Origin of the sequence: Dyella sp. ASV21 (assembly GCF_016428975.1) — a bacterium.
In the GTDB taxonomy this organism is placed as follows: Bacteria; Pseudomonadota; Gammaproteobacteria; order Xanthomonadales; family Rhodanobacteraceae; genus Dyella.
The window spans coordinates 1-22,296 of record NZ_JAELTT010000065.1; the positions used below are offsets into that span (position 1 = coordinate 1).

Sequence of the window (22,296 nt, forward strand, 5' to 3'; positions counted from 1 at the left end):
GGCCTCGGCTTGGCCGGGGGCTTCTTGGTGAGGAAGGTGATGCCCGGGACCACTTTCGGTCTCGGCTCCGTCGGGACTTGCTCGGCCGGCGGCGTTGTCAGCCTTAGGGTCTTCGGCACCGAGGCGACAAGAACCCCATTGGAGACGATCTTTTGCCCCGATCCATCAATGACCCGCACAGTGCTTGGGACCGATTGGGCTCGCCCGACTGAGGCCACCATCAGTGCGATCCCAATGGCGCTCAAGCGAATGGCGCTCTTGCTCCTCATTGAAAACTCCTGTGGTGGCACCCGAGGGGTCGGTCCGTGTTCCCCTCGAGCATGCAATCCTTTGCACACGTCCATGTGCGGCGCTCTATCGCCTCGTCCGCCGGCGCGCCGTTCCTCGGCGCCCGGGCTATCCGGCGGCGACTACTGTAGGTCGGCGGCCGGGCGTCGCATCTCGGAAAGCCCCCGATTGGCGACCTTCGTTTCCGGGATCGAAGGCATGACCGGAACCTCGCCACTTATCGGAAGGGCCAGGTCGTCCAGGAGATCCGTGAGGTCGGTAATCACGACCTGCAGCTCGCGATCGTCCACAGGCGTGGGCGAAACACCGAGTGCAGACAGCAGCGCCGGCACCACGCTGCGCGCCAGGCTGGTCAGGCCGAGCCCCAGCACGCCACGGTTGCGGCGGATCAACTCTTCGGTCGTCACGAGACGCGGCCAGTAGATCTCGCCCGCCTCGGTCGTCTCGATCACAAAGAGGTCCCGATTGGCGCGCCCCACCTTCCTGATACCCGGATAGCGCGAGGCGAGTACTTCAGTGGCCACACGCGTCACCACCCACGTAGCACTCGCCCGGATGTCGCGGGCCAGGCGGAGTGCCTGTCCGGGATCCACCGTGGCCAGCAATTCAGCGTGCGCGCCGGCCAATTGCTCGAGGCCTGCGTCGAGTCCCAAGGACTGCGAGGTCTGGTTATGCATGACCCACCCCCGTGGAGGACGTGCCGTAGATCTCGTTTGCGATCATGTCGAGACCGGACTGGTACTCGCTGCGGATAGCCTTGGCCAGCGCCGGCGAGTACGGCTCATCGAGCTCGCGCCAGTGGTCTTCGACATCACCCTTCAGCCTGAAAACCGTGTGGCTCTGGCACATCTGCTGCAGCTGGGTGTCCGCTTGTTCCGCGTCGACCAAGTCGAGCAGGAAGCAAGCGCGCATCGTGTCCTCGTCGGCGAGCTTCTCGGGGAAGAACGCCGGCGCCAGGCTCGCGAGATGCTGCTCGAAACGAAAGCGATGCGCTACCGAGGTGAACTCGTGCTCGACCGCGGCGTCGTTGTCGGGAATGCTGATCTTGGCGACGACCACGCCATCGCGCACCACGTCGGCCCGGAAACCCGGAACCTGGGCGCGCTTCGCATAGTGGATGTTCGTCGCGGAATAGGGGGCAAAGCGATCGGCGTACATGTGTCGGCTCTCGACCTAGTGGTGCTTTTATCAAGCACCGAGAATTCGCGCCGAAAACTTCGCCTCACTTTGTCTCATGTTCTGCGACTCATCACTCAGTGAGACGCATCGCGACACGGTGCCGATCTGCGGCCGTGATGTCCGCGGCTAGCGCCTGCCTACGGTGCCTTTGGAGAGGCGTCCCTTGAAGAACCCAATCGGCACCGATATCCACGACTGTACGGGACGTCCCCCGATCAAGCCTGGCTCGAACTTCCACTTCGCCACGGCGGCGATGGCCGCGGCATCGATCTCCGGCGACACGCTGCGGATGACGCTTACCCCCTCCGGCGCGCCATCAATCCCCACCAGGACTATCAAGACGACCCAACCTTGCTTCCCCTCGTCCCACGCAGCCAGTGGAAAGTCCGGCATGTCTGTGACGCGGTAGGAGGCGATCTCCTTCGGTGCAACCTCTGGGCGATGCAACGGTGAGGCGACCAGGTCCTGCGGGCGCGAAGCGATGCGGATGGTCGGCGTGTTCGACTGCTTTGGCTTCGGCGGATCCTTCCGCACCTCGGCAATGCGCGGCTCCTCGCGCGCCTTGCGCGGCTCTGGACGAACCTCAGGTTCCGCGTCCTTCACACGCGCCGGGATTACCGACACCGCGACCATCGAGACCCTCGCTGCTCCAGGCGGCGTGAACTCCGGCCGCGTCGGTGGCGAGGGCAACGTGACGTAGAGAGCAAGCGTCAGGTGAACCAGAAGAACGAGGGTCCAGGCAACAACGCGACTGGGCTTCATGAGGGGCACGGGTCCATGTGGGAGTGCACACGGTACCGGCCGCGTTGCGCTGCCGACCCGGGAAACCCCGGCTCCTTTTCGGGGGGTTTCCACGCTTGGCAGTGACGGGCGCTTCCTATGCTTTTGTCACGCGTCGACCGTGGTGGTGGCGCTTCCTAACTCCCATGCAAGGACGGCACATGACTCTCCTCCCCCGCCCCTTCCGCTCGCGTCGCATCAGCCTGGCGCTGGCAACCGTCGGCGCGCTCACGCTGAGCTGCAGTGCCGCCTTCGCGCAGAGCGCCGCCGCCCAGCCGCAGCAGATCGCCGCGCGCCTTGTCTCGCAGCAGGTGGCGAGCAACGGTCCGGGCACGACCAGCGCGCCGATCCCAGCGGACAACCCTGCCATTCGCCAGACCGTTCGCGATATCAATCCGAACGCTGTCGTTCGCTCGATCGACCAGATGCCCATCCAGGGCCTCAAGCGCGTGGTCGCCGACTCCACCGTTGTGTACGTGACCGACGACGGCCGGTACCTCCTATACGGGGTGCTCCTGGACACCGTGACGCATCGAAATCTCACGGATGAAGCGCTCGGCGAAGCTCGCAAGGATCTTCTGCGCAATATCCCGGCCGAGGACAAGATCGTCTTCTCGCCCAAGGATCCGAAGTACACGGTGACCATCTTCACCGACACGAGCTGCCACTACTGCCAGCTCCTGCACAAAAGCCTCAAAGGCTACCTCGACGCCGGCATTCGCATCGAATACGTGCCGTTCCCGCGCGGCGGCCTCGAATCGCCCGAGCTCGCCAAGATGAAGTCGGTCTGGTGTTCCAGCGATCGCGCCAAGGCCTACGAGCTCGCCATCGCTGGCCAGCAGGTCCCGTCGACCAACTGCGCGCGCGCAGGCGAGGTCGAGAAGATGTACGACCTGGGCGATAAGCTCGGCATCGAGGGCACGCCCGCGATCTTCGATCAGACCGGTCGCCAGCTCGGAGGCTTCCTCCCGCCGGCCGCCATGGTCAGCAAGCTGGCCGGCAGCGACAAGGCCACGGCACGTGCTGCGGCCGCGCAGCAGGCAGCACCGGCGAAGTCGCCGTGATCAACGTGAATATCAAGTCCAGGCTCCGCCGCCGGCGCATCGCTGTTGTACTCGGTGTGCTAGGCGTGATCGGTCTCTCCGGGTTCTTGTTCGCAACGACCCGTGAACCACAGTTCGGGGAGAAGGACATCATGCTCACGTCAACGTTCCTCCAACTGCCGGAGGAATACGGCGCGCTGCTACAGAGCCGGTCCATCGCGGAGATCCGCGCTTCCACGGACTGCCTTCTCCGCTGCACCACAACGATCGAGGTGTCGTTTAGCGACAAGACCCCTCACCTGTCCTTCCACGGCTCCGTCGAGCACATGTACCCGAAGTTCGCCATTACGAGCACGTCGGCATACACCACGCAGCCATCAGCACCACTCCCGTACGTCGTCCGCACAACGGCCGACCACAACGAGTACAGCGTCCAGAGGGCCGCTCAGATTGCGGGCGGCATCGCGGATGAAGCGATCAAGCATGCTGACCTTCTTCGACAGCGTGATGCGAACGCGGCGTCGTGGAGCCAGCCCACCCTCCCATCCCCGGCATCTTGAAGCTGGCAACCAACCGTCCACAACTCAAAGGACTGAAGATGAAAGGTCGTTCCCTGCTCCTCCTGGCCCTCGCCGTCGCCTCGTGCGGCACTGCCTTCGCCGCGGAGGCCAACCACAAAATGGACGATTGCTGCCCCGAGGTGGCCGCGCAGCTGGTCGAGACCAACTCGCACCTCGCGTTGATCCAGTCTGACCTGCGCGCCTCGAGCGAGCAGATGGACACCAAGAACATGTGCTACTACGAAGGCAAGGCCTACACCGAAGGCGCCGCGCGCAATGGCCAGGTGTGCAGCCGCATCATCAACACCCAGCCAGTCCAGTGGGTCACGCGCAGCTGATCGTTGCCACGCGACGTCTGGCCAAAGCAATTGGGGCTTGCATCGCTGCAAGCCCCTTTTTGTTGGGTCCATGAGTCGAAAACAACACCGGATCACTGGCGCGTATTCAGCTCTTAGCCCTGGCAAAAGCGAGAGCCATTGTCGAGGTTGCCTGCTCCGGGGCTTCGAAGACTCGGCGACTGCGATGTTTGGCAGCTTCATTGTGAGCCGCAATCTCTCTTTGCAGCTCGGCGGCTCGGAGCTCATTCGCGCGCATCTGCTTCCTTTGCTGCTTCGACAAGATCACTCCCGCGGGTAGTGGACGACGCTGACTGCACGCACCCGGCACCTCGCTAGGATGCACGGCGCGTCCGAGGCGTCGCTCCATCTCCTTGCGAAGGATTTTCATCTCGGCATAGCAACGATTGCATGAGTCCTGATCATTTTTGAGGTTCGCGATCTCGCTGAATGAGCGGAACCCAAATAAACCGCAACGGCAGCGCACCACCCACTGGCCCTCGTCATCGGCCGATAGCCCAATAATTGTTACGCGAGCGTAGCTAAACCCGATCAGGGGCCTGAGGTGCTTCTTCACCGCGTCGGGATGTCGCACTGCCGGAGCGGCTCGCTGGTCACGATTCTCCGTTGGCATGTACCGCGACGGCTCATATGTAACCCCCGGTCGCATCACTTTCGCGGCCTGGGCGTTTAGGGGGCGGTGCCCCTCTTGCATGACGACTCGGCTCTTCGACACGGTTACTCAGCTCCGCTGCTCGATATCCGCCTCCCGTTGGGGCGTCCTAGGATAGTGCGCGCCGACCTATGTCCGTAAAGTTCGGTTTGTGCACAGCGCGTCAGTCAACTCTGAAGGTCGTACCCTGCTCCTCCTGGCCCTCGCCGTCGCCTCGTGCGGCACTGCCTTCGCCGCGGAGACCAACCGCAAAATGGGCGATTGCTGCCCCCAGGTGGCCGCGCAGCTGGTCGAAACCAACTCGCACCTGGCGTTGATTCGGTCTTACCTGCGCGCCTCGAGCGAGTAGATGGACACCGATAACCTGTACGCTACTACGAAGGCAAGGCCTGAACCGAATGCACCGCGCGCACCGGTCTCGGCCCCCAGTGGGATGATCCGCTGCCGGCCCGGAAAAAAGGCCAGCGTAAGCTGGCCCTTCATTGATTTCCGAGCGGTGCCGCACCTGCAGCCCTACACGGGCCAGACCTTGCGGTCAATGCGGATCTCGATGTCTGCCCCGCACCTCTTGCACAACTCATGCTCCCGCGCGCACTCCAAGCACAGTACGTCGGTCAGGGTGCTGGCATACGTTTGGGGTTTGCTGCAGCAAGCACATGGCTGCTCCGTGATCGCCTGCCCCGCCAGGCGCTCCTCGTAGTAACACGGCTTGCAGTACTGTCGAGCCTGGCGCGCACCCTTCTCGGGGTCTTCCGTCAGTCTGCGTGCCATTGCCAGCACGCCTTCGAAGCGCCGTGAGGCGCTGCGGGTTCGCTGTAAGAGAAAGCTTCGTTCAAACGTTGGTGCTGGACGTTCCATCCTGCTCTCCTCTTCCGTTGTTCTGCATCGTCATCGCTCGCACACAGCAAACGCCGTGAAGCACGCCGTACCCACCGGTCCGGGGCCCATCACGTGCCAGCCGTTCCCGTCCTCTTCATTGACCACCGGTTCAACTCGGCCACCGCGCGCGCGCTGGTCCCACGAGTCGAGCCGATAGCCACCGCTGCTGACCTTGAAGCCGTCCGGGCAGAGGGCGCGCGCGCCGGCGCGAGCCGAGCACGAATCCGCATTGCTGTTGACGACGAGCCGCGTCGCGCCGCCTTCGGGACCGGGGCCCTGGCATGCCGCCAGAAGAAGCACGGCCACAGCGGCCAGGTTCAATGCGCGGGCACTCACGCCACCTGCTCCTTCGGTTGCGACCTCGGCGTCCAGCAGGCACCGCGCGGGCCGCAGGCAACAGCCTCGAACTTGCGGGCCTGGTCGCACGAAACAGGTTCAAACGCCCCAGCATCGGCGCCGGTATGCGCGGCATTCAGGACCTGCGCTTCGGTGCACGCATGACGGAACCCACCGTTCAGCGCTGTTGCGCCGAGGTCCAAGTGCCAATGACAGGAGAGGCAAGAACGTTGTTGAGCGGTATCCATAGGTTCCTCAGCGCTTCGCAACCGGTCGGAGAGGCAACGCGACAGTCGCGTATTCCGTCAGGCGGCGAGCGCCGTCGATAGGGAATCGTCGACGACAGATGGGGTCAATGAGAACTGCGGCGACGAGACCGAATGCCTGCGCGCCGAACGCCTCGATGCTGAACGGCGCGGGTTCGCCGGCGCTGAACGTTGAGTACGCGCCGAACGCGACGAGCGCGACCTGCGCTGTGGCCAACAGCCGTCCAACCCACTTCAAAGCGCGCGCGCCGCGCGTGGACCCGACGTGCGAGGGCCCAGAGCGCCCGGGCACAAGCCAGCTCCAAAGCATCAGACCGAAGGCGTGGCTGACCACGACCAGCTCAAAGATGAGGAGCACGCACAACAGCGCGCGCCCGGCGACACTAGCCAGCAGCGATCGCGGCGTCTCGCGCTTCGAGCTCGGCGCCGCGCTCATGCCAGCGCCGCGCGCGTGCCGGCGCAAGAACCAGCACAGCAGCACGACACCCGCTGCAAACCCACACAGCAGCCGAATGGCATAGGGCACGCTGGACGGAATCGCCCACATCGCGATGCACGCGGCGAGGCCTGCGCCAAAGTAGGAGTCCTGCTTGGTCCACGCTTTCCACTTACTCATGACAGCCCTCCGCAGCGGTTTCAGGGGTCCAGGTTTCCAAGCGCTTGTCCATGTCGTCGATGCACTTGGTCACCTGCTTCAGGCGCTCGTAACGCGCATCAGAGAACTGCGTGGTATCGAGCATGTTGCGCCGTGTGTAGTCCATGACGGACACGAGGTGCCACTCGAACTTCGCGTTCGGCGGCAGCTTCTTCATGCGCTGATTGAGAAGCGGATCCGTGGCGATGTTGCAACAGGTGTACGTCAGCAAGACCGGCGTGTCCGGCGGAATGGCCGTCTTGTCATCCATCTTCAGATCGTCATCGAACAGGATGTCACCGCTCTCCGGTTCGCTGATGGTCAGGTGATACACCGGGCCATAGACGTCAAAGGTTGTCCGGTTCACAAAGTTCACGGCGAACGTCGCGTGATCGTCGATCACGTAGGCGCCGTCCGGTGGCGGCACGAACGCGGGCCGCGGCCAATCGAACTGGTCGACCGTATAGAGACCCTTGTCGCGCGATGCCTCGCGTGTGTTCTCCAGCAGCTCCTTGTCGAGCTTCAGGCTCGCGAAGTAGCCTGAGTTCAGCGACGGATGCACGGTGCTCGGAGGATCTGCCGGCGGCTTCAGCGGCTCCGGGCTTCCCTTGAGAGTCGATGTGGTGAAGCGCTCGAACTGCGTCAGCGTCATGCCGGCAACGGCCTGCGCGTCCGGCAGCTCAGCGCGCGGATGCTCGATGTATGCCTCGACGAACTGGTCGCGCACGTGCTTCAGCTCGGTCGCCCGCCCTTTCGGCGCATGCGCCACTGCTGTGTCGATGGCGTCTTTCAGCGACTGGTTGCCCAACTGGACAATGCGCGGCTCCTGCTTGCAGCCAACCATGGCCAGCACACACGCCAGCAGCATTGCCGAATTGCGGATCTTCATTGCTTCGGTCCTCTCGGGGCAGTTCAGTGATGCGCCGGCGCGCCAGCGAGTTGTCGGCGGCCTGCAGAGTCGGGCGGGGTGACGAACCCCTCATGTTCCAGTGCTTTGATCAGCCGCGCGGCGCGGTTGTAGCCAATGCGCAAGACGCGCTGGAGGCCGGAGATCGACACGTGCTTACCCTGAAGCAGCGCGCGGCGCGCATCTTCTTTCGCACCTTCCAGGTCGTCGTCCGTGCTCGAAGGTGCGAACGGAAGTTCACCGTTTTCGCGCCGGCGGATAGCCTCGTCGACAACTTCGCCCTCGGTTGGGCGAGGGAGTCCGAAAATGGTGTCCAGCGCGTCAAGCAGCTCACCGATTTCGCCCTGGAACAATGCGAACTGAGCGTCCAGCTCGGACACAGCATCGCCTGCGGACGTGTTGTCGAGATCGCCGAGAGCCACTTCAGTGAAGCGAATCTTGCGCAGTACTAGGTTCTCGTCGATCACGAACTCGATGCGCGCCTTGAAGCAAAGGCCAAGCTGGGAGACCTGCTTGCCCGCGCGGAGATGCTCGCGCACCTCCTCCGAGTCGAGAGTCGCCCTTCGGCCTTTCCACACCGCGCCCGTTGTGGTCGCCGGGTCACGCAGCTCGCATTCGTCACCCAGGGTGAAGTCGGCGGGCAGTTCCGCGCCGGCAAGCCAGCTCGTCAGAAGCACGCGGACGGGGTTGGTTGGCGCCAGTGGCACGGCGGGGAATGAACCGAGCGCCTCGCGGACTTTTTTCAGCACTTCCTCCGCCGACTTCTTTCCAGCAGTGTCAATGCAGGCGAAGCCACGCCCACGATCCATCCACGCGAAGGTCCGACTGTGGTTGATCAGCACGGAGGGCAGCAGCTCATCGCGCACCTGGTCACGAAGCCGACGCCGCTCGCGCCCGCCGATCGTTCGGCCTTCTGCCGCTTCGAGCTTCAGGACTTTCTTGTCGACCTCGCGGTTGAGGATCGGTGTCGGCAGCAGACGGGAATCCGTGCCAATGGCCAGCAATGGATTGCCGTTCACTTGATGGAGCAAGTCACCACCGCGAGCGGGACTGACGAAGCCACTTGCGCTTGTCTCCAGCGGGCCGAGTTCGCGCAAGGCGTTCTCAGGCGCGACCTCGCTAAGCCGCTGCAGATCGTCGGACACGGCGTTCGAGAAGCGATAGAGAATTAGGTTCTTGGGGTACATCGCGCCTCCATAGCGGCAGTGCGAACGGCTCAGCGGCCGCCGTCTTGGATCACTGAGAAGTTGGTGTTGCTCAGCGCCCGATGGCGGGTGGAGAAGCGCGGCGGAATCACGACGGCTGGGCCGCGCGCCTTTCCAGTGCCAGTTCGACGCAGGGGCGCGGGCGGCTTCTCGCCGGCGGCCGCGCGAATCATTGCGAGGCGATTTGCCTTCATGTCGTCTGAGGTCATGCGTGTCGCCTCTTAATGGCGGGCCGCGTGGCCAGCGATCGCCGCCCGCAGGAAGGTGAGGAAGTCGACCGACCGGACGCCGACCACAGCGGGGTTACCAGGGAACCGGCTCGCGTAATGAAGCTGCGCCTCGGCTGCCAGATACGGCGGCCACCCAGCGAGCTCCGGGTACTGCGCTTGAACTTCAACGCCAAGCGCCTTCAGCCGGGTGTCCGGCCAGTGGTGTCCGAGGTCAGGAATCGCCTTGCGCGCTGCCAGGCTGTCCTTCAGTACGTCGTCCATGCGTGCTCCGTGCCCCCAACGATGGGGCGGTATCGAGACAGTTTCGGGCTCTGTTCCCGCATCGGCGCGGGGAAACGCCCCGAATGCCGCTACGCGTTTCCGCGTAAGGGGCTCAGCCGCGGTTGACGTCGAAGTATTCCGGCGCGTGCAGGCTGATGAATGCGTTTAGGCGGCCTACCGTGGAGCGCGGCACCAGGAACTTAATGCGGCTTTGGAAGAGCCGAACCTCCACGCCGTACGCGCGCCCTCGAAACGAACGCTCCGGGACCCAGTTCGCTGCCTCAAGCTGCGAGATGAGCGCCTCTGCTTCCGCCAGTGGACTGGCATCAGCCTGGGCCAGTTCTGTCAGCGCAAATACGGCCCCAAGGCTGCGCAGCGCCGTCCTGAGCCGATCCTTGGTGCTCGTGGTAAAGCGCGCGGGACTCCAGTACGGATCGACACCGGCGCTGATCTCCAGGAGCGCGCACCCTTTCATCTCTTCGTTGCGCTGATGCCGCAGGGCGAAGGCATGGGCGAAGCTCAGCGCCGCCTGCTTCCTCACCAGCGCGTCCGCCTGATCCTGGTAAAGCTCCAACGTGCGCAAGACGACGGCGCGGCACGAGAACGCCGGCCGTTCGTTTTCTTGCCAGCGTTGCCGGAATCCGAAGAAGTACTCAACGATTGGCTCGGCGTCGATCTTGAGCGCCACGCCAGCGACCGAAAGGCGCTTGGCCACGATCTCGACCGTCCGACGGGTGAGGTTGCGGCGACCTTCGCTGAGGCCATCAGTCCTGCTCATGGGCGAGTAGCTCGCGGCCTGGGCCGCCGTCGAATTGTCCAACGCGTGCTGAAGGTCGTAGACCATGCCCTCGATGTGTTCCCAGTCTTTGTCCAGGTCGTCGGCCCGGCGCAGCAGGTCAGAGAATCGCGGATCGACAGCGGGCAACAGTTCTTCAGTGCGGTACATGGGCGGATCTCAGATCGCGGAGCCCCCCAACGTATGGCGCGACAAGCAGGCGCAAAGATGGCCGCGAATGTGCCGCGACCAGGCAACAAAAAACCCGCACCGGCTTCCTAGCCAATGCGGGTTGTTTTCCTTGCCGCCCTCCTTGGACACCCGCGCCGATTCCATTCGCGCTGATGGCGAGCCGCATCCTGACGGCAACGACACCAGCGAACCGCGATCCTTGCGGTAGCGCCTCCTAGACCCTTCCTGAGTTACCCCTGCACGGGGGCGGCTTCCTGCCACGACTCAACCGTAAGCCCCGATAGGGAGGGGTCCAAATCGTGTCGCGTTAGTGGGTATTGATCTCGAGGAGAATGGCGAGTCGTTCGATTTCGGCGAGTCGAGCTTGGCGCTCTACGTCTGGGTGATGCCGCACATAGTCGCTGGGCACTGCGTTGGCGCTCGAGGCGTACACATAGCCGTCGTCGCATACGAGGCTGCCGCTCTCGCCTCCCTCCGTGCAGCTGGTCGCTGCATAGGAACTCCATGCCTTCACGACAAATGCCTCGCTGTGGTGCATGAGAAGCGCACCAACAAGCGATGCAGTCAGCGCCGCAATGAGTACAGGGAGGGGAAAGGGGCTGGTCTGAGCTGCAATATTCATCAACACGTGGACCCAGCCTTACCTGACTGGATCCTTCCGATCGGCAATTTCTTGTGATTTTACGCGCGTTCTTGCGGTTTGCCTACGCTAACCGGTCTGTATGAAAAACCTTACACGGACTGGCGGAGCAGCTTGGTCGCGTGCTGACTCAGGAAGACATTGAGGCGCTGGGCCAGTGCCTGGGGCACCAAAAACTCGACCTTGCCCTTGTAGGCCTTGATGCCCACCGGGCCGATGGGGCCGTAGAGGTCACGGACCGGCTTCCACTGATTCATGCGCCCAACCGTGGCCACGTGCGTTGCGTGGGTGGCCGCCTGGTGGGCGAGGTCGGCGTCGAGCTCGCCGAGCACTTCGGCCAGGGCGCGAGCGGCCCTCGATAGGTCTTCGTGGTTGCTGTATTCCTGCCGGTGGCTGTGCTTGAGCGAGATCGAGTCCAGGTACATCGAGAGATCCAGCACAACAGCGCCACCGCGAGTGGCCGGCACCTCATCGGCCCGCAGGCGAAACGCACTCACGAAGCGATCAGCGATCTGCTGCAGGCGCAGCTGGCCAGCGTCTGGGGCGTAGAGCGCCAGCAGGGCATCCAGCATCGCGCGGCAGGAGAAGTTATCCGCCGGCAACCCCTCTTCGTCGAAGAAGCCGCTGAGCAGGTCCTTCGCCTCGGGAAGCTCCAGCGCGGTACCGCCGCCGAGCGCCGTTGCGACCAGGTCAATCATGGCCGAGACACAACCGCGGCCGATCTTCGTCCACGCCTGCTCGAGCTGATAGAAGGTCGCGTTGAACGGCGCGAGCTGAACCGGCAGCCGATCCCAACTGCACTCGCGGGCCTCGTTCGCCTGCGCAAGCAGCACGCGATACGCACCAGCAGCGCGATCGAACTCGCGTTGGACAAGGTCGGCGGTTTGGTAGAGGTGTTCGAACATGGCGATCTCCGGCGGGAACGACGTAATGGTCGCCCGCCGGGATCGCCGGCAAACTTCAACCAGATTTGGCGCTAGAGGTGCCCGGCGTCGTGTCGGTTTTTCGCTGGACCTCTTCGAGCGTACGTCCGCAGAACTCGCATTGCCCGATGCCCCATGCACCGCCTGACCAGCGATGTCGCGACCAGACGCGCTTCCCCGTCTTGGGGCTACGTCCGCCGAAGACGCGACAACTGATGACCGGCGGTCTAGCCATCGATGGTCACTGCATCAACGGCCTGGTCACCAACGCCAGGTTGGCTGTCCTCCGCACTCTCGAAGACATCGAGAACGCGCTCGCACGCGCGCACCCAGGCATCCCTCGCCGTGTCGATCTCTTGATCGGCGTACTCGATGCCGCTCCGTTCCAGCAGCTCCGCCGCGTGCACCTGATCGCCGCTGGCGAACTCTTCCAGCACCCACTGCTCGAAGCCGGCTCGCGCACCGTCGGCGCCGAAGACTTCTGCAGCGTTGCGCGCACGGTCCAGTTGGGACTTGAGCGCCGCGAGTGCCTTGCTCTGCATGTTGATGACATCAAGGTCGCCAAGGCACATTGCGTCGACACGGCCAAGCAGCGCATCGACGCTGCCTCCACCCTCGTGGCCAGCGCGTACGAGGATGGCCGAGAGGCGCGTAGCCACATCAGTCCCGTCGACCAAACTGGGATGCAGCTCCAGTGTCGTCGCGTCGGGATCCAGCACCTCGTTAGCAACGAGCAGCGACATCCCCATGATCACGCGCTCCAGCGCGCCACGGCGGTCCTCGCCGAAGCTCTGCAGGCGCGTCACGATGAGCTGGAGCTGGTCGTTATCGTCAAAGTCGATCAGCGTTGTGCTCGATGTTTCGCCTTCCGCCGGCGGCACCAGATCTCGCCCCAGGTGGCGGAGCACGTCCAGCAGGTCCTCCGCGACGGCCAAGTCTTCCTTTGTTACGGCAGCAAGCCGCACGGTTCCTCGGATCTCTCCCACGCTTTCGATCTCCTCTGATCGTGGTCTGCCCAGCATCCCTCGGGCTCAGGGTTTACTCGTGGCCATCCTGTGCGTCGCGGACAAAGGCCTCATGCGCCCGAATGAAAGCGGGCGTGGCGTGGCCAACACCAATCGCCAGCGCGCGGCGGCCGGCGGCGAGTTCCAGCTCGATGGTGCCTGCGGTACCGAACTGAGCCCCATCGGCCAGGAGTCGTGGCGTCTTGCACATCGCGCCGGCAAGAATCTCGATCTGCGCCAAAGCCTGCGGCGCGCGCGCGGTGGCCAGGTAGCGAATCTGGTTGATGATCTCGCCCAACGTCTCCAGCGACTGGATTCCCATGTCGTCAAGGGACACCGGTGCACGAGGTGCCGTGTAGTGCGCCACCTCCTCCACCGTGAAGCCAGGCAGCACCGATTGGTCGGGGTTGTCGCCGAGTTGCAGGTTGCGGTCGAATGTATCCACGATCAGCCTCCCGGGGCGTCGTTGCGGTGATCCACGATTGGCGGCAGCGCGTCGTGCTGTGCGCGCGCAATCTCCAGCGGCGTGAGCCCTTCCTGAAACTTCGCGAGGTCGAAGTCCCCGGGACGGCAGGGGCCCGTGCAACGTAGCGCCCACACGTACGCGTCGACCTTGTTCCCTTGCTCGCGCAAAAGGCGAGCTGCATCCAGCGCCGACAGTGAGTCTCCCGCCTCCCACGCGCGCGCGAAAAAGGTCACGGCGCGCGCGACATCACGTTGCCGCACCTTGCCTTCGGCATAGAGCTGTCCGGCCGCGCGAAGCATCCACTTGTCGGCCACCGTGGCTCCGCCCTCCCTCCTAGCTGCTGCATCAGCCGCCGTGAGCACCCGCTCCGTCCACAAAGCGTGGTCGATACGGAACCGCTCTGGCCGGAAGATAGCAACCGGGCTTGAGTCAACCACGACGGTCACGATGGCCACCTCGTTACCCTCGCTGAGCGCGGTCGAGAGCCACTTCGCTTCCTTTGCGGTAACTGCAGCCTGGGACTTCGGCCGCTTTGCGCCGGTTCCCTTCAGGACTTCCTGCTCAGTGCGCTGCATCGTCAGGAACGCTTCCCAGGGGTCCGACCCCTCGGGGATTGCGTCCATCGCCTCGGTTAACTGCGCGTCGGCCGAGCGGTTAGCAAGGTAGTCGCGCAGGCCCAGCGGGTAGGCGATTGCCAACACGAGCGCGCCAACACCCACTGCCCCTGCCATCCAAAGCCCAACCTTACGACCGGCGGCGACGCGAGCGCCGGTCTTGCGTTCTTCCTTCAACATGCCTTTCGACTCCTTAGATGCGTAGCGGCATCACGATGTGGCGGACGCTGGTGTCGCCCGCGCCGGTCAGCAGCAGGCTCGTCGTTGCATCCCGAAGCTGGATGCGCACTTCGTCGCCGTCGATGGCTTCGAGAGCCGCCTGCAGGTATTGGTAGTTCACGCCGAACTCGATGTCGCTCAGGTTCGTCTTGACGCCCACTTCCTCGTAGGCGTCACCCTGCGACTCGTGCGAGGCGTGCAAGCGCACGGTGTCGCCCTTGATAACGAGACGTAGGCCATGGAACTTGGAATTCGCAAGCAGAGACGCGCGGCGCACGGACTCACGCAGAACTGAGGTTTCCACAACCAAGTCGCCAGGATAGACGGCCGGAACGACTGCTTCATAGTTGGGGAAGGTGCCGGCGATGAGGCGAGCGCAGACAGTGGTGCCGTTCACCACCACGCGCAGATGGTTCGTGGCCGCTTCCAAAGTCACGGACGTGTCGTCCTCAGGCAACACGCCGATGATTTCACCGACGCCCTTACGGGGGACGATGGCCGTGTAGTCCTTTGCGGCAGGCTTATCCAACGTCATCTCGGCGATGGCCATGCGATGTCCGTCGCTGGCCACGCAGCGCAGGCGATTACCGCGAACTTCCAGCAGCATTCCGTTGAGGTAGGTGCGCACGTCGCCGCTCGCCATAGCGATGCTGACGCGGTTCATCAGGCGGCGCAGCTCCTTACCCGAGGCCTCGATCTTCACGACATCACCAATCTTGGGCGTGGTCGGGAATTCAGTCGCGGGAAGGGTGGCAAAGGTATAGCGCCCACGGCCCGACGTGAGGATCACCTTCTCTTTGTCTACCTTGAACGTCAGATCATTGCCGTCGGGAAGCGCGCGCACGATGTCCATGAGCTTCTTGGCCGGGACGGTGATATTGCCGTCCTCCTTGCCATCGGTCACTTCGCCGATGCTGCGAATCTCGATCTCGGTATCGGTTGCCGTCAGACGAACGGCTTGGCCCTTCAGTTCGACCAGCACGTTCTGCAGGATCGGCATGGTCGCGTTGCGCTGCGCTGCACCGGACACGGCGTTGAGTACGCGAAGCAAGGCGGTGCGGGAGGTGCGAAAGTGCATGGTGATTCCTCAGTGCGTCGGTGTCACCAACGTAGACCGCACCACCCGCCGCCAAACTTGAACGCAAATCTGCGCGCGTCGGCAGCGCAAACGCACCTCACTGCGAGGATGTGTCCGGTCACGACGAGACACTGCTAAGCGGCTCGCGACTGTTCGTCTTGCTCGCCGGCAACCGCCGCCAGTCCAAGCAACGAGCCCGTGCGCAAGTACGCGACTGCATGGGTCGCGACGAGCTTGTCTCGCAGCAGCTCACCGTGGGAAACGGGCAGGCGAATGTGCTCCTTCAGCCCGGGCCACGCCGTCTCGGCTACATCAACTGTTCCGTCGTTGCGCGCGCCAAGCGGCCCGAGCAGCAGTCCAGGCCCTCTGTTCCTCTCGCCCGCAATCATTACCACCTCGGCGGGGACGCGCGGATATGGGAGGGGCATGCTCACATAGCCACCGGCGACATCGAGCAGCGCCTTGCCCGCGCGGTGCGCCCGTATGCGCTGGGCGGTCTTGCTTCCACGCAGGGGCGTGCCGAGGCAGAGGACTCCCTTGATGCGCCGCGCGACTTCCTGCCTCTGGCACGCACCCACTGCGATGAGACCGCCGTAGCTATGTCCGATGAGGTGAACCCCGGCATCCAGGTCGAGGATCGCCCGTTGAAGTCGTAGCTCAATGTCCCCGGGTCGCTCCGTCCTGCTGTAGTCGAAGCGCGCCACTCGATAGCCGCAGAACACCAAGCGCTCGGCCAAAACGGAAAGCGAGGAGGCTGTCCGCAAGAGACCGGGGATCAGGATGACGGTAGGACCTTGGGGCTTGGAGGGTTCGGGCATGGCGGGTTCCAAAGTATGTGTCTCGTGCAGCCCTTGCCAGGAGACGTTCGCCTGCCTGCGGCCACCATGGCACGGTAGGCCCGGCGCACCTCCCTCGACCGCCGAAACGGCCGAGTTGCCCCGCGCCCTTTCCCGGGTGGCGTCGCTTAGAGCGCCAGCCACTGCGGCTGGGCCACCGCTGCCGCCTCGGGAGCCGATCCGACCAAGGTCAGGGTGATGGTCACCGGCCCCACGGTGAACTGCTGAGGCTGACCGGGCGCCAGCTCGAATGCTGCGGACGCGTCCCACTTCAACATGGCCGGCGTCTGACCTGAGCACGGCTCTGCCGCAGAAACCTTCTGCGTCTGCACCGGACCAGCACGCATCGGTAGCAGCTCGACCAGCTCGCCGTTCTCCACCTTTACCGCCGTGGTGAGGAACCTGCCGTTCGAGCTCCCCGGTGTGACGGTGACCTTCAATCCGCTGTGCCCGACACCGTCGAGCGTCGCCTGCTGTTCGCCACGAGCAGCGCAACGCGCAACTGCCGCAAACGGCTTCGTGAGATCCACCAGCACGCTCTCCCCTACCCGCACAGGCTTGGTGGTCGTCGCAACTGCCTTCGAGTCCCGCGATACCTCCACGCGCAGCGAGCTGGCCAGCGCCGAAGAGGACGCAAGAGCAGCAAGAAGGGAGGCGGAAGCGATCAGGGTGCGGCGCATGGGTTGGATCTCTGAGGTGGTTGTGACTGTCAGCATCGGCGGCAGACGGCGAACGCAAAGAAGATGCGGGTTGCGCTAAAGCGCCAGGCGCCGCTGGCGAACGCTGATGCCCTCGTCGTGATTCGCCATCCACGATGACACCGCATCGAGTCGACTGGCGACCGTGTTGCTTCGACCCTCGCGGTGCGCCCGGTGGCGTGCGGCAACGTCCCAGGCCATCGAGTCAACGCTGGCAACTTCGGGATACTCGAACAGACGGGCACAGGCCGTCCCCTTTACTCCGAAGAGGTGAAGACGAGCACGCGATGGCAAATGAGGAATCAGGCCTTCGAGAATGGAGAAGACACCGTGCTTCGGATCGTTGAGATCGCGCCGGCAGACCGAGCCGATGCCAATCAGCGCCGGCGGGTCGAACAGCACGTTGAACTTGCACCACACTTCCATCGTGAGGTCCAGACTCCGCCGGTAATCGTCCACGGTCCAACCCTGGACGATAGGAGTGCACGGACGCAGCGTCGTCGGACCAGCGGCCCAGCGCTCCGCTACGCATCGCAGTGTCTCCTCAAGGAGCACCGCGGTTGTGCTGATCCGCATGCGGCGCGCTTCCGCATCCTCAGCCACCTCCCGTTCGCAACAACGGTCTGGCGCACTGAACCACGACGGGTTGAGATCCTCTGCCAGATCGACGTACTGCTCCACCGTCCAGGGATAGACGGACGCCATGCCCGGCTGCTGTCCCTTCTCCTGCCAGTTGCGCACGGCAGTGAAGCCAGCGCTGTCGAGGGCAACATCTGCGCACGATAGAGGCCCCCACGCGTCAGTGAAGCGCTGCTTCTGTCGATCCCAGAACGCGGACGCGGAGACCATAACGGGGTGACCTTCGGCAACCGTGGCAGCGAGCCGTCCGCGCGAATGGGGTACGCCGACGCGCATCACTGGTTCGTCCGCAAGCGGCATGCAGTTGCTGCGAGTGAAGTGATAGGGATGCATAGATCGCTCGGCGTCTTCGGAGATTCAGTTGTACCTGCCGTCGGACACGTACAAACATCGGAGCACCTAGACCGCGCGTGCCACGCTAGCCCGCGCCGTCTTCGTCGATGTCTGCACCCGGCAGGACAACGATTGCCGCTGCGTCGTCGAGCGCGCACTCGAGCAACGCGAGCCCAGCTTCGTCGAGCGAGTCGCTAACCGATCCATTGAAGGTCGCGAGTGCATGGATGTCCGCAGGCCGTTGGTCCCGGTCACCGAAGCCGCTCTGCGCGTACCAAGCGACGGCAGCACGAATCGTGGCCAGCTGCATGCCGCCGATCACGATGGGACCGCGAGGAATCAGGTCGCTTTCCGCGTCACCTGAGGGTGATGACGAAGGGTTGCCAGGAAACGCCTCCACGAAGTCGGGGATGTCGCGGTTGCTGATTGACGCACTATCGGTCATGGCCTGCTTCCTTCCTTTGATTCGGCTGTCGTCAGACCGCTTGGGGCACCAGCCGTTGCTCGCAACGCGCACGGAAGGCCGCCCGGTGCGCGATGCTCTCTGCGTCGGTCCACTTCGAGGACCAGGTCATCTCCTCGTGCACGATCTCGTCCTGCAGGGACAATGGTGTCCAGTGATCGTTGATTAACTCTTCGCGGCACCAGGTGTGCGGCACGATCAGGTACTTCTTGAAGTCGTTGACCGACAGCCCGGCATTGTACGCCTTCGTGTCGTCGCTCTCGCGCACGGGTGCGTGGATGACCCGTGTCATCACGATCAATTCCAGTGAGGACTCGCGATCGATCTTGAAGACCTCGCAGGCCCCTCTGGTCCTTGGACCGTTCATTGAACTGAGGAATCCTGTGCTGTCGATGTACGTGGTGCCCTCTTTGATCACTTTCCCGCCGTGCATGTAGTAGATCTGGGACTCCGACTTCAGCAGCCAGGTGATCTCGCGCTGGAACTCTTCCCGGCGACGCTCGCCACCGACCACGACACGTTCGACGAAGGTTTCGTTCGTCACCTTGGCGATGGGGCAGCGGGTTGTTAGCTCAGTCATGCTCACGCGCGATTCCTCGGTACGCTGGGCGCAGAAATGAGTAGAGGCCGCGTGGGCGGCCTCTACATCAAAAGGTCAGGGTTCCGTCCGGCAGGTCCAACTCGCCGTTGCACTTGCGGCCCAGCTCGATCCACAGGCCACTGATGTTGGGCCCGCCTTCCTTCACCGCCACCTTCCGCACCGCTTGCGGACGCGCCGCAACGTGTGCCGGTGCCGCCTTGCGGAAGGCAAGGAACAGGACAACGAGAGTGATGAAGATGGTCATAGCGCAGACCCACTGTTATGAGAGCTGCTGGCTCTCGACAGGTTCATCATCTCGCTGCACTGACGTACGCAAACATCAGCTTCCTTCGGCAGCCCGCGATTAGCGGGTGAGGATGAACACCAGAAGCACGACCATGCCGATGATGGCGTAGCGCTGCATTCCACCTAGGAAACCGAGCGTCTTGCTGGGCCAGCGAGCGTCGAGGTACGCGATGACGCCAGCGGCAACGGCCGCCAGACCAGTCGCCATCGGCAGTGCGGTGAAGCTCAGCGAATCCATATTCGCACCGCTCGCGGAAGGCATCAGGCGCTGCCACAGAAGCTGGCCAACGATGACGGCCAGGCCCACGAGAATGCCGAAGGCCGAGGACCGCGCCACCAAGCGCGCACTGTGCGGCTGGCTGGGCTTGCGCGTGAGCGGCGAGGATGCCGAAAGGGTCGATTTCATTGCGGTCTCCGCGAGGGAAGCGATGGAAGGAGCCTGTTGTCACAAGGTTGAACACGCCACTCAGGGGGGCGATGGGAACCACATGTCACAGGGGAGGGACATGCTTCGCGGCGTGCTCAACCGTCTGACAACAAGCGCTAGATCGAAGCGATCACAAGGTTAAGCACGCCGCTAGGGGGCTCACCCGACCCGAGGAACCGGCAGGGCGGGTGATGCGTGCTCAACCTTCTGACCGCTGGTACAAAGTGACCGCCGTGCCGGTGCCCTTCAGGGGGGTGAGAACACCGGCACAGCTGGTCAAAGGTTTCCGGTCTACCCGAACCGTCCACCGTGCTCCTGTCATTCCGTATAAGAGGAGCCGTGGGTTGCCCCACGAAGTAAATGCTAGGCCCCAGGCCCTTGCTTGGACCGGGGAAACGCCCTCATTGGGAAGGCTGGTTTCCCGTTTAGCCCTGGTCCTCTTCGTCAAGCTCACCTGCGGTCTCGGCCAGGTAGTCCTCCACCGCGTCGCGTGCCGACGCGGACTCGTCGTGCCCGCCAGCGTCAAAGACCTCCACGCAGTGACCTTCACTCCAACCGGTGCGCTGCTGCAGGATCTCGATGAACTCATTGCGGAACTGCTGCTGATCTTCCATCTCTCTTCGTTCTCCCTGTGTGGCTTCAGTCCTGACTCGACGGCACATCCGTTATGTCAGAGATCAGCCTAACTGGGAGCCTCAGATGAGCGAGCGCGGAAACAGGCCGCTTATCGGCTTACGTTTTCCCGCCCCTGCGTTTGGCGAACGTGCGCTCCCCAGTCATGAACTGCACGCGCGCCGGCACGACAGCGACGGTCACCCCATCGTCCTGGTTGACCTTGCGCAACGCGTTGCCTGCCATGGCGGCTTCCCACTCGGCGACGTGAAAGCCTCGAAGCGTCGGCGCCGAGCGCAGGTCATTCGAGCCGGCGATGACCGCGTAGCCGGTCTGCGTCCAGGCCGTCGGGGCACGGGCACCGCCGACAGCGCTCTCGCTGTGCACCTGCACCTTGGCAATGAGTCGCTCGATGAGCTTGCGGGCGGGTGAGTTGGGCAGGCACGCGAAGTTCTCACCCAGTTGACGGTCCAGCCACTGGAGATCGGCGACGACTTCTGCGGATTCCTCCGCGCTCATGCCCAGGTGTGGCTGCTGGACCGATGGCAGAGGCGACGGAAACGAATGCTCCCGAACGATTCCGCCCACAGCGCCGGCGGCGGCACCACTGATCCGCGACATGAACGTCGGGACCTTGGTGATCGGTAGCGTGAGGAACACGCGGCGGCCGCGCGCAGTTGCCATTTCGATCTCGACGCCGGCCTCCCCTTCTCCGTGCTCGGCTCGGTCTGACGGACGAATGCTGTTAAGCGCGACATGAAGCGGGCCCATGTCACTCAAGGCCTGTCCCTGCATCGACATCTTCAATCTCCCTTTGTCATGGCTGTCCCCGGCGCAGGCGATTCGCCTGGATTGCGGCCCGGCAGAACTCGTGTCCGCTGCGGACGCCTTTAAAGTCGTCGTCAATACCCAGCTCGCGAAGCCTGGCTGTCACCACCGCACGCCAATCGATGCCGAGCGCGTGGAAGTCGGTCGCCGGCTGGAATGCCCAGTCCGTCGGGTTGTTTACTCGCGCAACGAAGGGCACTCGGCAGATCGTTGCCAGTTTCCCGTAGACCATCATCTGCACCGGCTTCCCGCGTGCCGCGCACCAGATGCGCCGGCCGCTGGGCTCAGTGAGGTGCCAGCCCATGATCTCCGTGGCCACTGCATCGTTGAGCGCGATTACATCCAGCTCGAGCAAGCGATGAACCTCGCTAGGCACAGCGTCGACCGGCATGCTCTTCTCCAACGCCTTCGTTGCCGGCGGGCCGAGCAGGATGAGCGTGAGGCCCCAGGCCAAAAGCAAGACCAGTACTGCGAGTTGCCACTGGGCCTGCGCGGGTGCGGCTGTGCGCCACAGAAGGTCTCCAACAGCCGCGGCGATCAGCAGACCGCGCTCGCCCCGCCAGCGCCTCATCTCAGATTTCATGCAAACCCCACCCATGAAGATCACGGCACGTTAGGTTGTGGCGCTCCCACTGGAGCGGCAAAACAACGGCTTTGCAGCTCACCCTTTCGGCTCAGAGGGTGCCGGCGGCATCTGTGAGAGATTCACTTCGCCAACGGTTTCGACGTGGGCCGTGCGCCAAAGCGCCCGGAACAGTGCGGGTCTGCGCGGCTTGCGACGGTTGCGGTGCCGCGAGTTGTACAAGCGTTGGAGCGCCTCACCGGCGCGGTCGGCAATCTCAGACACGCCGACAGCGAACGCGATGCCGACGGCCGCGCAGGAGGCGATCGCGACAAGTGCCTTATGCGGGTGCTCGTGCCAACTGAAAGCTGCGAGTGCGAGCTTCTCGCCCCACGACGACGCCACCAGCTCGGCAACACCGCTGCCCAACGGCGCGGCGAATAGGACCAGCAGTACGAACCAGATCGCCCGCGGCAGGCCGTTGGGCGCAACCCGGACCGTCGTGGCGCGATACCAGGCCGTGGA

Annotated in this window: 32 protein-coding genes; 4 read left to right on the forward strand and 28 right to left on the reverse strand. The window is 63.8% G+C overall.

Annotated features, from left to right (window positions below):
* The 4 genes from JHD67_RS22405 to JHD67_RS17090 form a co-directional block, all read right to left on the reverse strand.
* The coding region (locus JHD67_RS22405; protein WP_233171995.1) for a hypothetical protein at positions 1 to 269 on the reverse strand (269 nt) is incomplete at its 3' end.
* Between the two features lie 141 nt (positions 270 to 410).
* Positions 411 to 965, reverse strand: coding sequence for a hypothetical protein (locus JHD67_RS17080; protein WP_199039885.1), 555 nt, complete (start codon positions 963 to 965; stop codon positions 411 to 413).
* The gene (locus JHD67_RS17085; RefSeq protein WP_199039887.1) at positions 958 to 1,446 is read right to left on the reverse strand and encodes a hypothetical protein; all 489 of its coding nucleotides are present in this window, start codon (positions 1,444 to 1,446) and stop codon (positions 958 to 960) included. The genes JHD67_RS17080 and JHD67_RS17085 overlap by 8 nt, the downstream gene beginning before the upstream one ends.
* Positions 1,447 to 1,593: 147 nt before the next feature.
* Positions 1,594 to 2,229, reverse strand: coding sequence for a TonB family protein (locus JHD67_RS17090; RefSeq protein WP_199039889.1), 636 nt, complete (start codon positions 2,227 to 2,229; stop codon positions 1,594 to 1,596).
* A 179-nt stretch (positions 2,230 to 2,408) separates the two neighbouring features.
* On the opposite strand from JHD67_RS17090, the gene JHD67_RS17095 reads away from it, so the two are divergent.
* The 4 genes from JHD67_RS17095 (at position 2,409) to JHD67_RS17110 (ending at position 5,207) form a co-directional block, all read left to right on the forward strand.
* Entirely contained in the window at positions 2,409 to 3,311 is a 903-nt protein-coding gene (locus JHD67_RS17095) for a DsbC family protein (RefSeq protein WP_199039892.1), read from the forward strand.
* Positions 3,308 to 3,850, forward strand: coding sequence for a hypothetical protein (locus tag JHD67_RS17100; protein WP_199039894.1), 543 nt, complete (start codon positions 3,308 to 3,310; stop codon positions 3,848 to 3,850). The genes JHD67_RS17095 and JHD67_RS17100 overlap by 4 nt, the downstream gene beginning before the upstream one ends.
* A gap of 38 nt (positions 3,851 to 3,888) precedes the next feature.
* On the forward strand, positions 3,889 to 4,188 hold the full coding sequence (locus tag JHD67_RS17105; RefSeq protein WP_199039897.1) for a hypothetical protein: 300 nt from the start codon (positions 3,889 to 3,891) through the stop codon (positions 4,186 to 4,188).
* A gap of 821 nt (positions 4,189 to 5,009) precedes the next feature.
* A complete protein-coding gene (locus tag JHD67_RS17110) occupies positions 5,010 to 5,207 on the forward strand; it encodes a hypothetical protein (RefSeq protein ID WP_199100432.1) in 198 nt (65 codons plus the stop codon).
* Positions 5,208 to 5,746: 539 nt separating this feature from the next.
* On the opposite strand, the gene JHD67_RS17115 is transcribed toward JHD67_RS17110, so the two are convergent.
* From JHD67_RS17115 to JHD67_RS17230, 24 genes are all read right to left on the reverse strand, one after another.
* Positions 5,747 to 6,073 carry a hypothetical protein gene (locus tag JHD67_RS17115; RefSeq protein ID WP_199039900.1) on the reverse strand — a complete coding sequence of 109 codons (327 nt, stop codon included), beginning with the start codon at positions 6,071 to 6,073 and terminating at the stop codon, positions 5,747 to 5,749.
* A gap of 255 nt (positions 6,074 to 6,328) precedes the next feature.
* A complete protein-coding gene (locus tag JHD67_RS17120) occupies positions 6,329 to 6,955 on the reverse strand; it encodes a hypothetical protein (protein WP_199039903.1) in 627 nt (208 codons plus the stop codon).
* Positions 6,948 to 7,862 (reverse strand): hypothetical protein, encoded by a 915-nt coding sequence (locus JHD67_RS17125; protein WP_199039905.1) that lies wholly within the window; start codon positions 7,860 to 7,862, stop codon positions 6,948 to 6,950. The genes JHD67_RS17120 and JHD67_RS17125 overlap by 8 nt, the downstream gene beginning before the upstream one ends.
* Positions 7,863 to 7,885: 23 nt before the next feature.
* Positions 7,886 to 9,067, reverse strand: coding sequence for a recombination-associated protein RdgC (locus JHD67_RS17130; RefSeq protein ID WP_233171996.1), 1,182 nt, complete (start codon positions 9,065 to 9,067; stop codon positions 7,886 to 7,888).
* 29 nt (positions 9,068 to 9,096) lie between these two features.
* On the reverse strand, positions 9,097 to 9,294 hold the full coding sequence (locus JHD67_RS17135) for a hypothetical protein (RefSeq protein WP_199039907.1): 198 nt from the start codon (positions 9,292 to 9,294) through the stop codon (positions 9,097 to 9,099).
* Positions 9,295 to 9,306: 12 nt separating this feature from the next.
* Positions 9,307 to 9,576, reverse strand: coding sequence for a hypothetical protein (locus JHD67_RS17140; protein WP_199039909.1), 270 nt, complete (start codon positions 9,574 to 9,576; stop codon positions 9,307 to 9,309).
* Between the two features lie 112 nt (positions 9,577 to 9,688).
* The gene (locus tag JHD67_RS17145; protein WP_199039911.1) at positions 9,689 to 10,522 is read right to left on the reverse strand and encodes a hypothetical protein; all 834 of its coding nucleotides are present in this window, start codon (positions 10,520 to 10,522) and stop codon (positions 9,689 to 9,691) included.
* 328 nt (positions 10,523 to 10,850) lie between these two features.
* The gene (locus JHD67_RS17150; protein WP_199039913.1) at positions 10,851 to 11,081 is read right to left on the reverse strand and encodes a hypothetical protein; all 231 of its coding nucleotides are present in this window, start codon (positions 11,079 to 11,081) and stop codon (positions 10,851 to 10,853) included.
* A 194-nt stretch (positions 11,082 to 11,275) separates the two neighbouring features.
* A complete protein-coding gene (locus JHD67_RS17155) occupies positions 11,276 to 12,088 on the reverse strand; it encodes a hypothetical protein (protein WP_199039915.1) in 813 nt (270 codons plus the stop codon).
* Between the two features lie 245 nt (positions 12,089 to 12,333).
* Positions 12,334 to 13,092 (reverse strand): hypothetical protein, encoded by a 759-nt coding sequence (locus tag JHD67_RS17160; protein ID WP_199039918.1) that lies wholly within the window; start codon positions 13,090 to 13,092, stop codon positions 12,334 to 12,336.
* 52 nt (positions 13,093 to 13,144) lie between these two features.
* Positions 13,145 to 13,555, reverse strand: coding sequence for a hypothetical protein (locus JHD67_RS17165; RefSeq protein ID WP_199039919.1), 411 nt, complete (start codon positions 13,553 to 13,555; stop codon positions 13,145 to 13,147).
* Positions 13,556 to 13,557: 2 nt separating this feature from the next.
* On the reverse strand, positions 13,558 to 14,370 hold the full coding sequence (locus tag JHD67_RS17170) for a hypothetical protein (RefSeq protein WP_199039921.1): 813 nt from the start codon (positions 14,368 to 14,370) through the stop codon (positions 13,558 to 13,560).
* Between the two features lie 13 nt (positions 14,371 to 14,383).
* Positions 14,384 to 15,487, reverse strand: coding sequence for a DNA polymerase III subunit beta (dnaN, locus tag JHD67_RS17175; RefSeq protein ID WP_199039923.1), 1,104 nt, complete (start codon positions 15,485 to 15,487; stop codon positions 14,384 to 14,386).
* Between the two features lie 134 nt (positions 15,488 to 15,621).
* Positions 15,622 to 16,305 (reverse strand): alpha/beta fold hydrolase, encoded by a 684-nt coding sequence (locus JHD67_RS17180; RefSeq protein WP_199039926.1) that lies wholly within the window; start codon positions 16,303 to 16,305, stop codon positions 15,622 to 15,624.
* 146 nt (positions 16,306 to 16,451) lie between these two features.
* Positions 16,452 to 16,853, reverse strand: a complete 402-nt coding sequence (locus JHD67_RS17185; RefSeq protein ID WP_199100433.1) for a hypothetical protein — start codon at positions 16,851 to 16,853, stop codon at positions 16,452 to 16,454.
* Positions 16,854 to 17,078: 225 nt separating this feature from the next.
* Entirely contained in the window at positions 17,079 to 17,993 is a 915-nt protein-coding gene (locus JHD67_RS17190) for a hypothetical protein (protein ID WP_199039929.1), read from the reverse strand.
* Positions 17,994 to 18,078: 85 nt separating this feature from the next.
* On the reverse strand, positions 18,079 to 18,438 hold the full coding sequence (locus tag JHD67_RS17195) for a hypothetical protein (protein ID WP_199039932.1): 360 nt from the start codon (positions 18,436 to 18,438) through the stop codon (positions 18,079 to 18,081).
* Between the two features lie 31 nt (positions 18,439 to 18,469).
* Positions 18,470 to 19,042, reverse strand: a complete 573-nt coding sequence (locus JHD67_RS17200; protein WP_199039935.1) for a hypothetical protein — start codon at positions 19,040 to 19,042, stop codon at positions 18,470 to 18,472.
* Positions 19,043 to 19,103: 61 nt separating this feature from the next.
* Positions 19,104 to 19,301 carry a hypothetical protein gene (locus tag JHD67_RS17205; protein WP_199039938.1) on the reverse strand — a complete coding sequence of 66 codons (198 nt, stop codon included), beginning with the start codon at positions 19,299 to 19,301 and terminating at the stop codon, positions 19,104 to 19,106.
* Positions 19,302 to 19,400: 99 nt separating this feature from the next.
* On the reverse strand, positions 19,401 to 19,748 hold the full coding sequence (locus JHD67_RS17210; protein ID WP_199039941.1) for a hypothetical protein: 348 nt from the start codon (positions 19,746 to 19,748) through the stop codon (positions 19,401 to 19,403).
* Positions 19,749 to 20,194: 446 nt separating this feature from the next.
* The gene (locus JHD67_RS17215) at positions 20,195 to 20,383 is read right to left on the reverse strand and encodes a hypothetical protein (RefSeq protein ID WP_199039944.1); all 189 of its coding nucleotides are present in this window, start codon (positions 20,381 to 20,383) and stop codon (positions 20,195 to 20,197) included.
* Between the two features lie 118 nt (positions 20,384 to 20,501).
* The gene (locus tag JHD67_RS17220; RefSeq protein WP_199039947.1) at positions 20,502 to 21,182 is read right to left on the reverse strand and encodes a hypothetical protein; all 681 of its coding nucleotides are present in this window, start codon (positions 21,180 to 21,182) and stop codon (positions 20,502 to 20,504) included.
* A 16-nt stretch (positions 21,183 to 21,198) separates the two neighbouring features.
* Positions 21,199 to 21,792: a hypothetical protein gene (locus JHD67_RS17225; RefSeq protein ID WP_199039951.1), complete on the reverse strand. Its 594-nt coding sequence runs from the start codon at positions 21,790 to 21,792 to the stop codon at positions 21,199 to 21,201.
* Positions 21,793 to 21,870: 78 nt separating this feature from the next.
* Positions 21,871 to 22,296: hypothetical protein (locus tag JHD67_RS17230; RefSeq protein ID WP_199100434.1), on the reverse strand; the 426-nt coding region annotated here is incomplete at its 5' end.

Bases quoted from the DNA above. Each gene is read 5' to 3' on its own strand.
- JHD67_RS17080 (WP_199039885.1), bottom strand. From the start codon at position 965: ATGCATAACCAGACCTCGCAGTCCTTGGGACTCGACGCAGGCCTCGAG.
- JHD67_RS17085 (WP_199039887.1), bottom strand. From the start codon at position 1,446: ATGTACGCCGATCGCTTTGCCCCCTATTCCGCGACGAACATCCACTAT.
- JHD67_RS17090 (WP_199039889.1), bottom strand. From the start codon at position 2,229: ATGAAGCCCAGTCGCGTTGTTGCCTGGACCCTCGTTCTTCTGGTTCAC.
- JHD67_RS17095 (WP_199039892.1), top strand. From the start codon at position 2,409: ATGACTCTCCTCCCCCGCCCCTTCCGCTCGCGTCGCATCAGCCTGGCG.
- JHD67_RS17105 (WP_199039897.1), top strand. From the start codon at position 3,889: ATGAAAGGTCGTTCCCTGCTCCTCCTGGCCCTCGCCGTCGCCTCGTGC.
- JHD67_RS17120 (WP_199039903.1), bottom strand. From the start codon at position 6,955: ATGAGTAAGTGGAAAGCGTGGACCAAGCAGGACTCCTACTTTGGCGCA.
- JHD67_RS17125 (WP_199039905.1), bottom strand. From the start codon at position 7,862: ATGAAGATCCGCAATTCGGCAATGCTGCTGGCGTGTGTGCTGGCCATG.
- JHD67_RS17130 (WP_233171996.1), bottom strand. From the start codon at position 9,067: ATGTACCCCAAGAACCTAATTCTCTATCGCTTCTCGAACGCCGTGTCC.
- JHD67_RS17135 (WP_199039907.1), bottom strand. From the start codon at position 9,294: ATGACCTCAGACGACATGAAGGCAAATCGCCTCGCAATGATTCGCGCG.
- JHD67_RS17140 (WP_199039909.1), bottom strand. From the start codon at position 9,576: ATGGACGACGTACTGAAGGACAGCCTGGCAGCGCGCAAGGCGATTCCT.
- JHD67_RS17145 (WP_199039911.1), bottom strand. From the start codon at position 10,522: ATGTACCGCACTGAAGAACTGTTGCCCGCTGTCGATCCGCGATTCTCT.
- JHD67_RS17150 (WP_199039913.1), bottom strand. From the start codon at position 11,081: ATGCACCACAGCGAGGCATTTGTCGTGAAGGCATGGAGTTCCTATGCA.
- JHD67_RS17155 (WP_199039915.1), bottom strand. From the start codon at position 12,088: ATGTTCGAACACCTCTACCAAACCGCCGACCTTGTCCAACGCGAGTTC.
- JHD67_RS17170 (WP_199039921.1), bottom strand. From the start codon at position 14,370: ATGTTGAAGGAAGAACGCAAGACCGGCGCTCGCGTCGCCGCCGGTCGT.
- dnaN (WP_199039923.1), bottom strand. From the start codon at position 15,487: ATGCACTTTCGCACCTCCCGCACCGCCTTGCTTCGCGTACTCAACGCC.
- JHD67_RS17180 (WP_199039926.1), bottom strand. From the start codon at position 16,305: ATGCCCGAACCCTCCAAGCCCCAAGGTCCTACCGTCATCCTGATCCCC.
- JHD67_RS17190 (WP_199039929.1), bottom strand. From the start codon at position 17,993: ATGCATCCCTATCACTTCACTCGCAGCAACTGCATGCCGCTTGCGGAC.
- JHD67_RS17195 (WP_199039932.1), bottom strand. From the start codon at position 18,438: ATGACCGATAGTGCGTCAATCAGCAACCGCGACATCCCCGACTTCGTG.
- JHD67_RS17205 (WP_199039938.1), bottom strand. From the start codon at position 19,301: ATGACCATCTTCATCACTCTCGTTGTCCTGTTCCTTGCCTTCCGCAAG.
- JHD67_RS17210 (WP_199039941.1), bottom strand. From the start codon at position 19,748: ATGAAATCGACCCTTTCGGCATCCTCGCCGCTCACGCGCAAGCCCAGC.
- JHD67_RS17215 (WP_199039944.1), bottom strand. From the start codon at position 20,383: ATGGAAGATCAGCAGCAGTTCCGCAATGAGTTCATCGAGATCCTGCAG.
- JHD67_RS17220 (WP_199039947.1), bottom strand. From the start codon at position 21,182: ATGTCGATGCAGGGACAGGCCTTGAGTGACATGGGCCCGCTTCATGTC.
- JHD67_RS17225 (WP_199039951.1), bottom strand. From the start codon at position 21,792: ATGAAATCTGAGATGAGGCGCTGGCGGGGCGAGCGCGGTCTGCTGATC.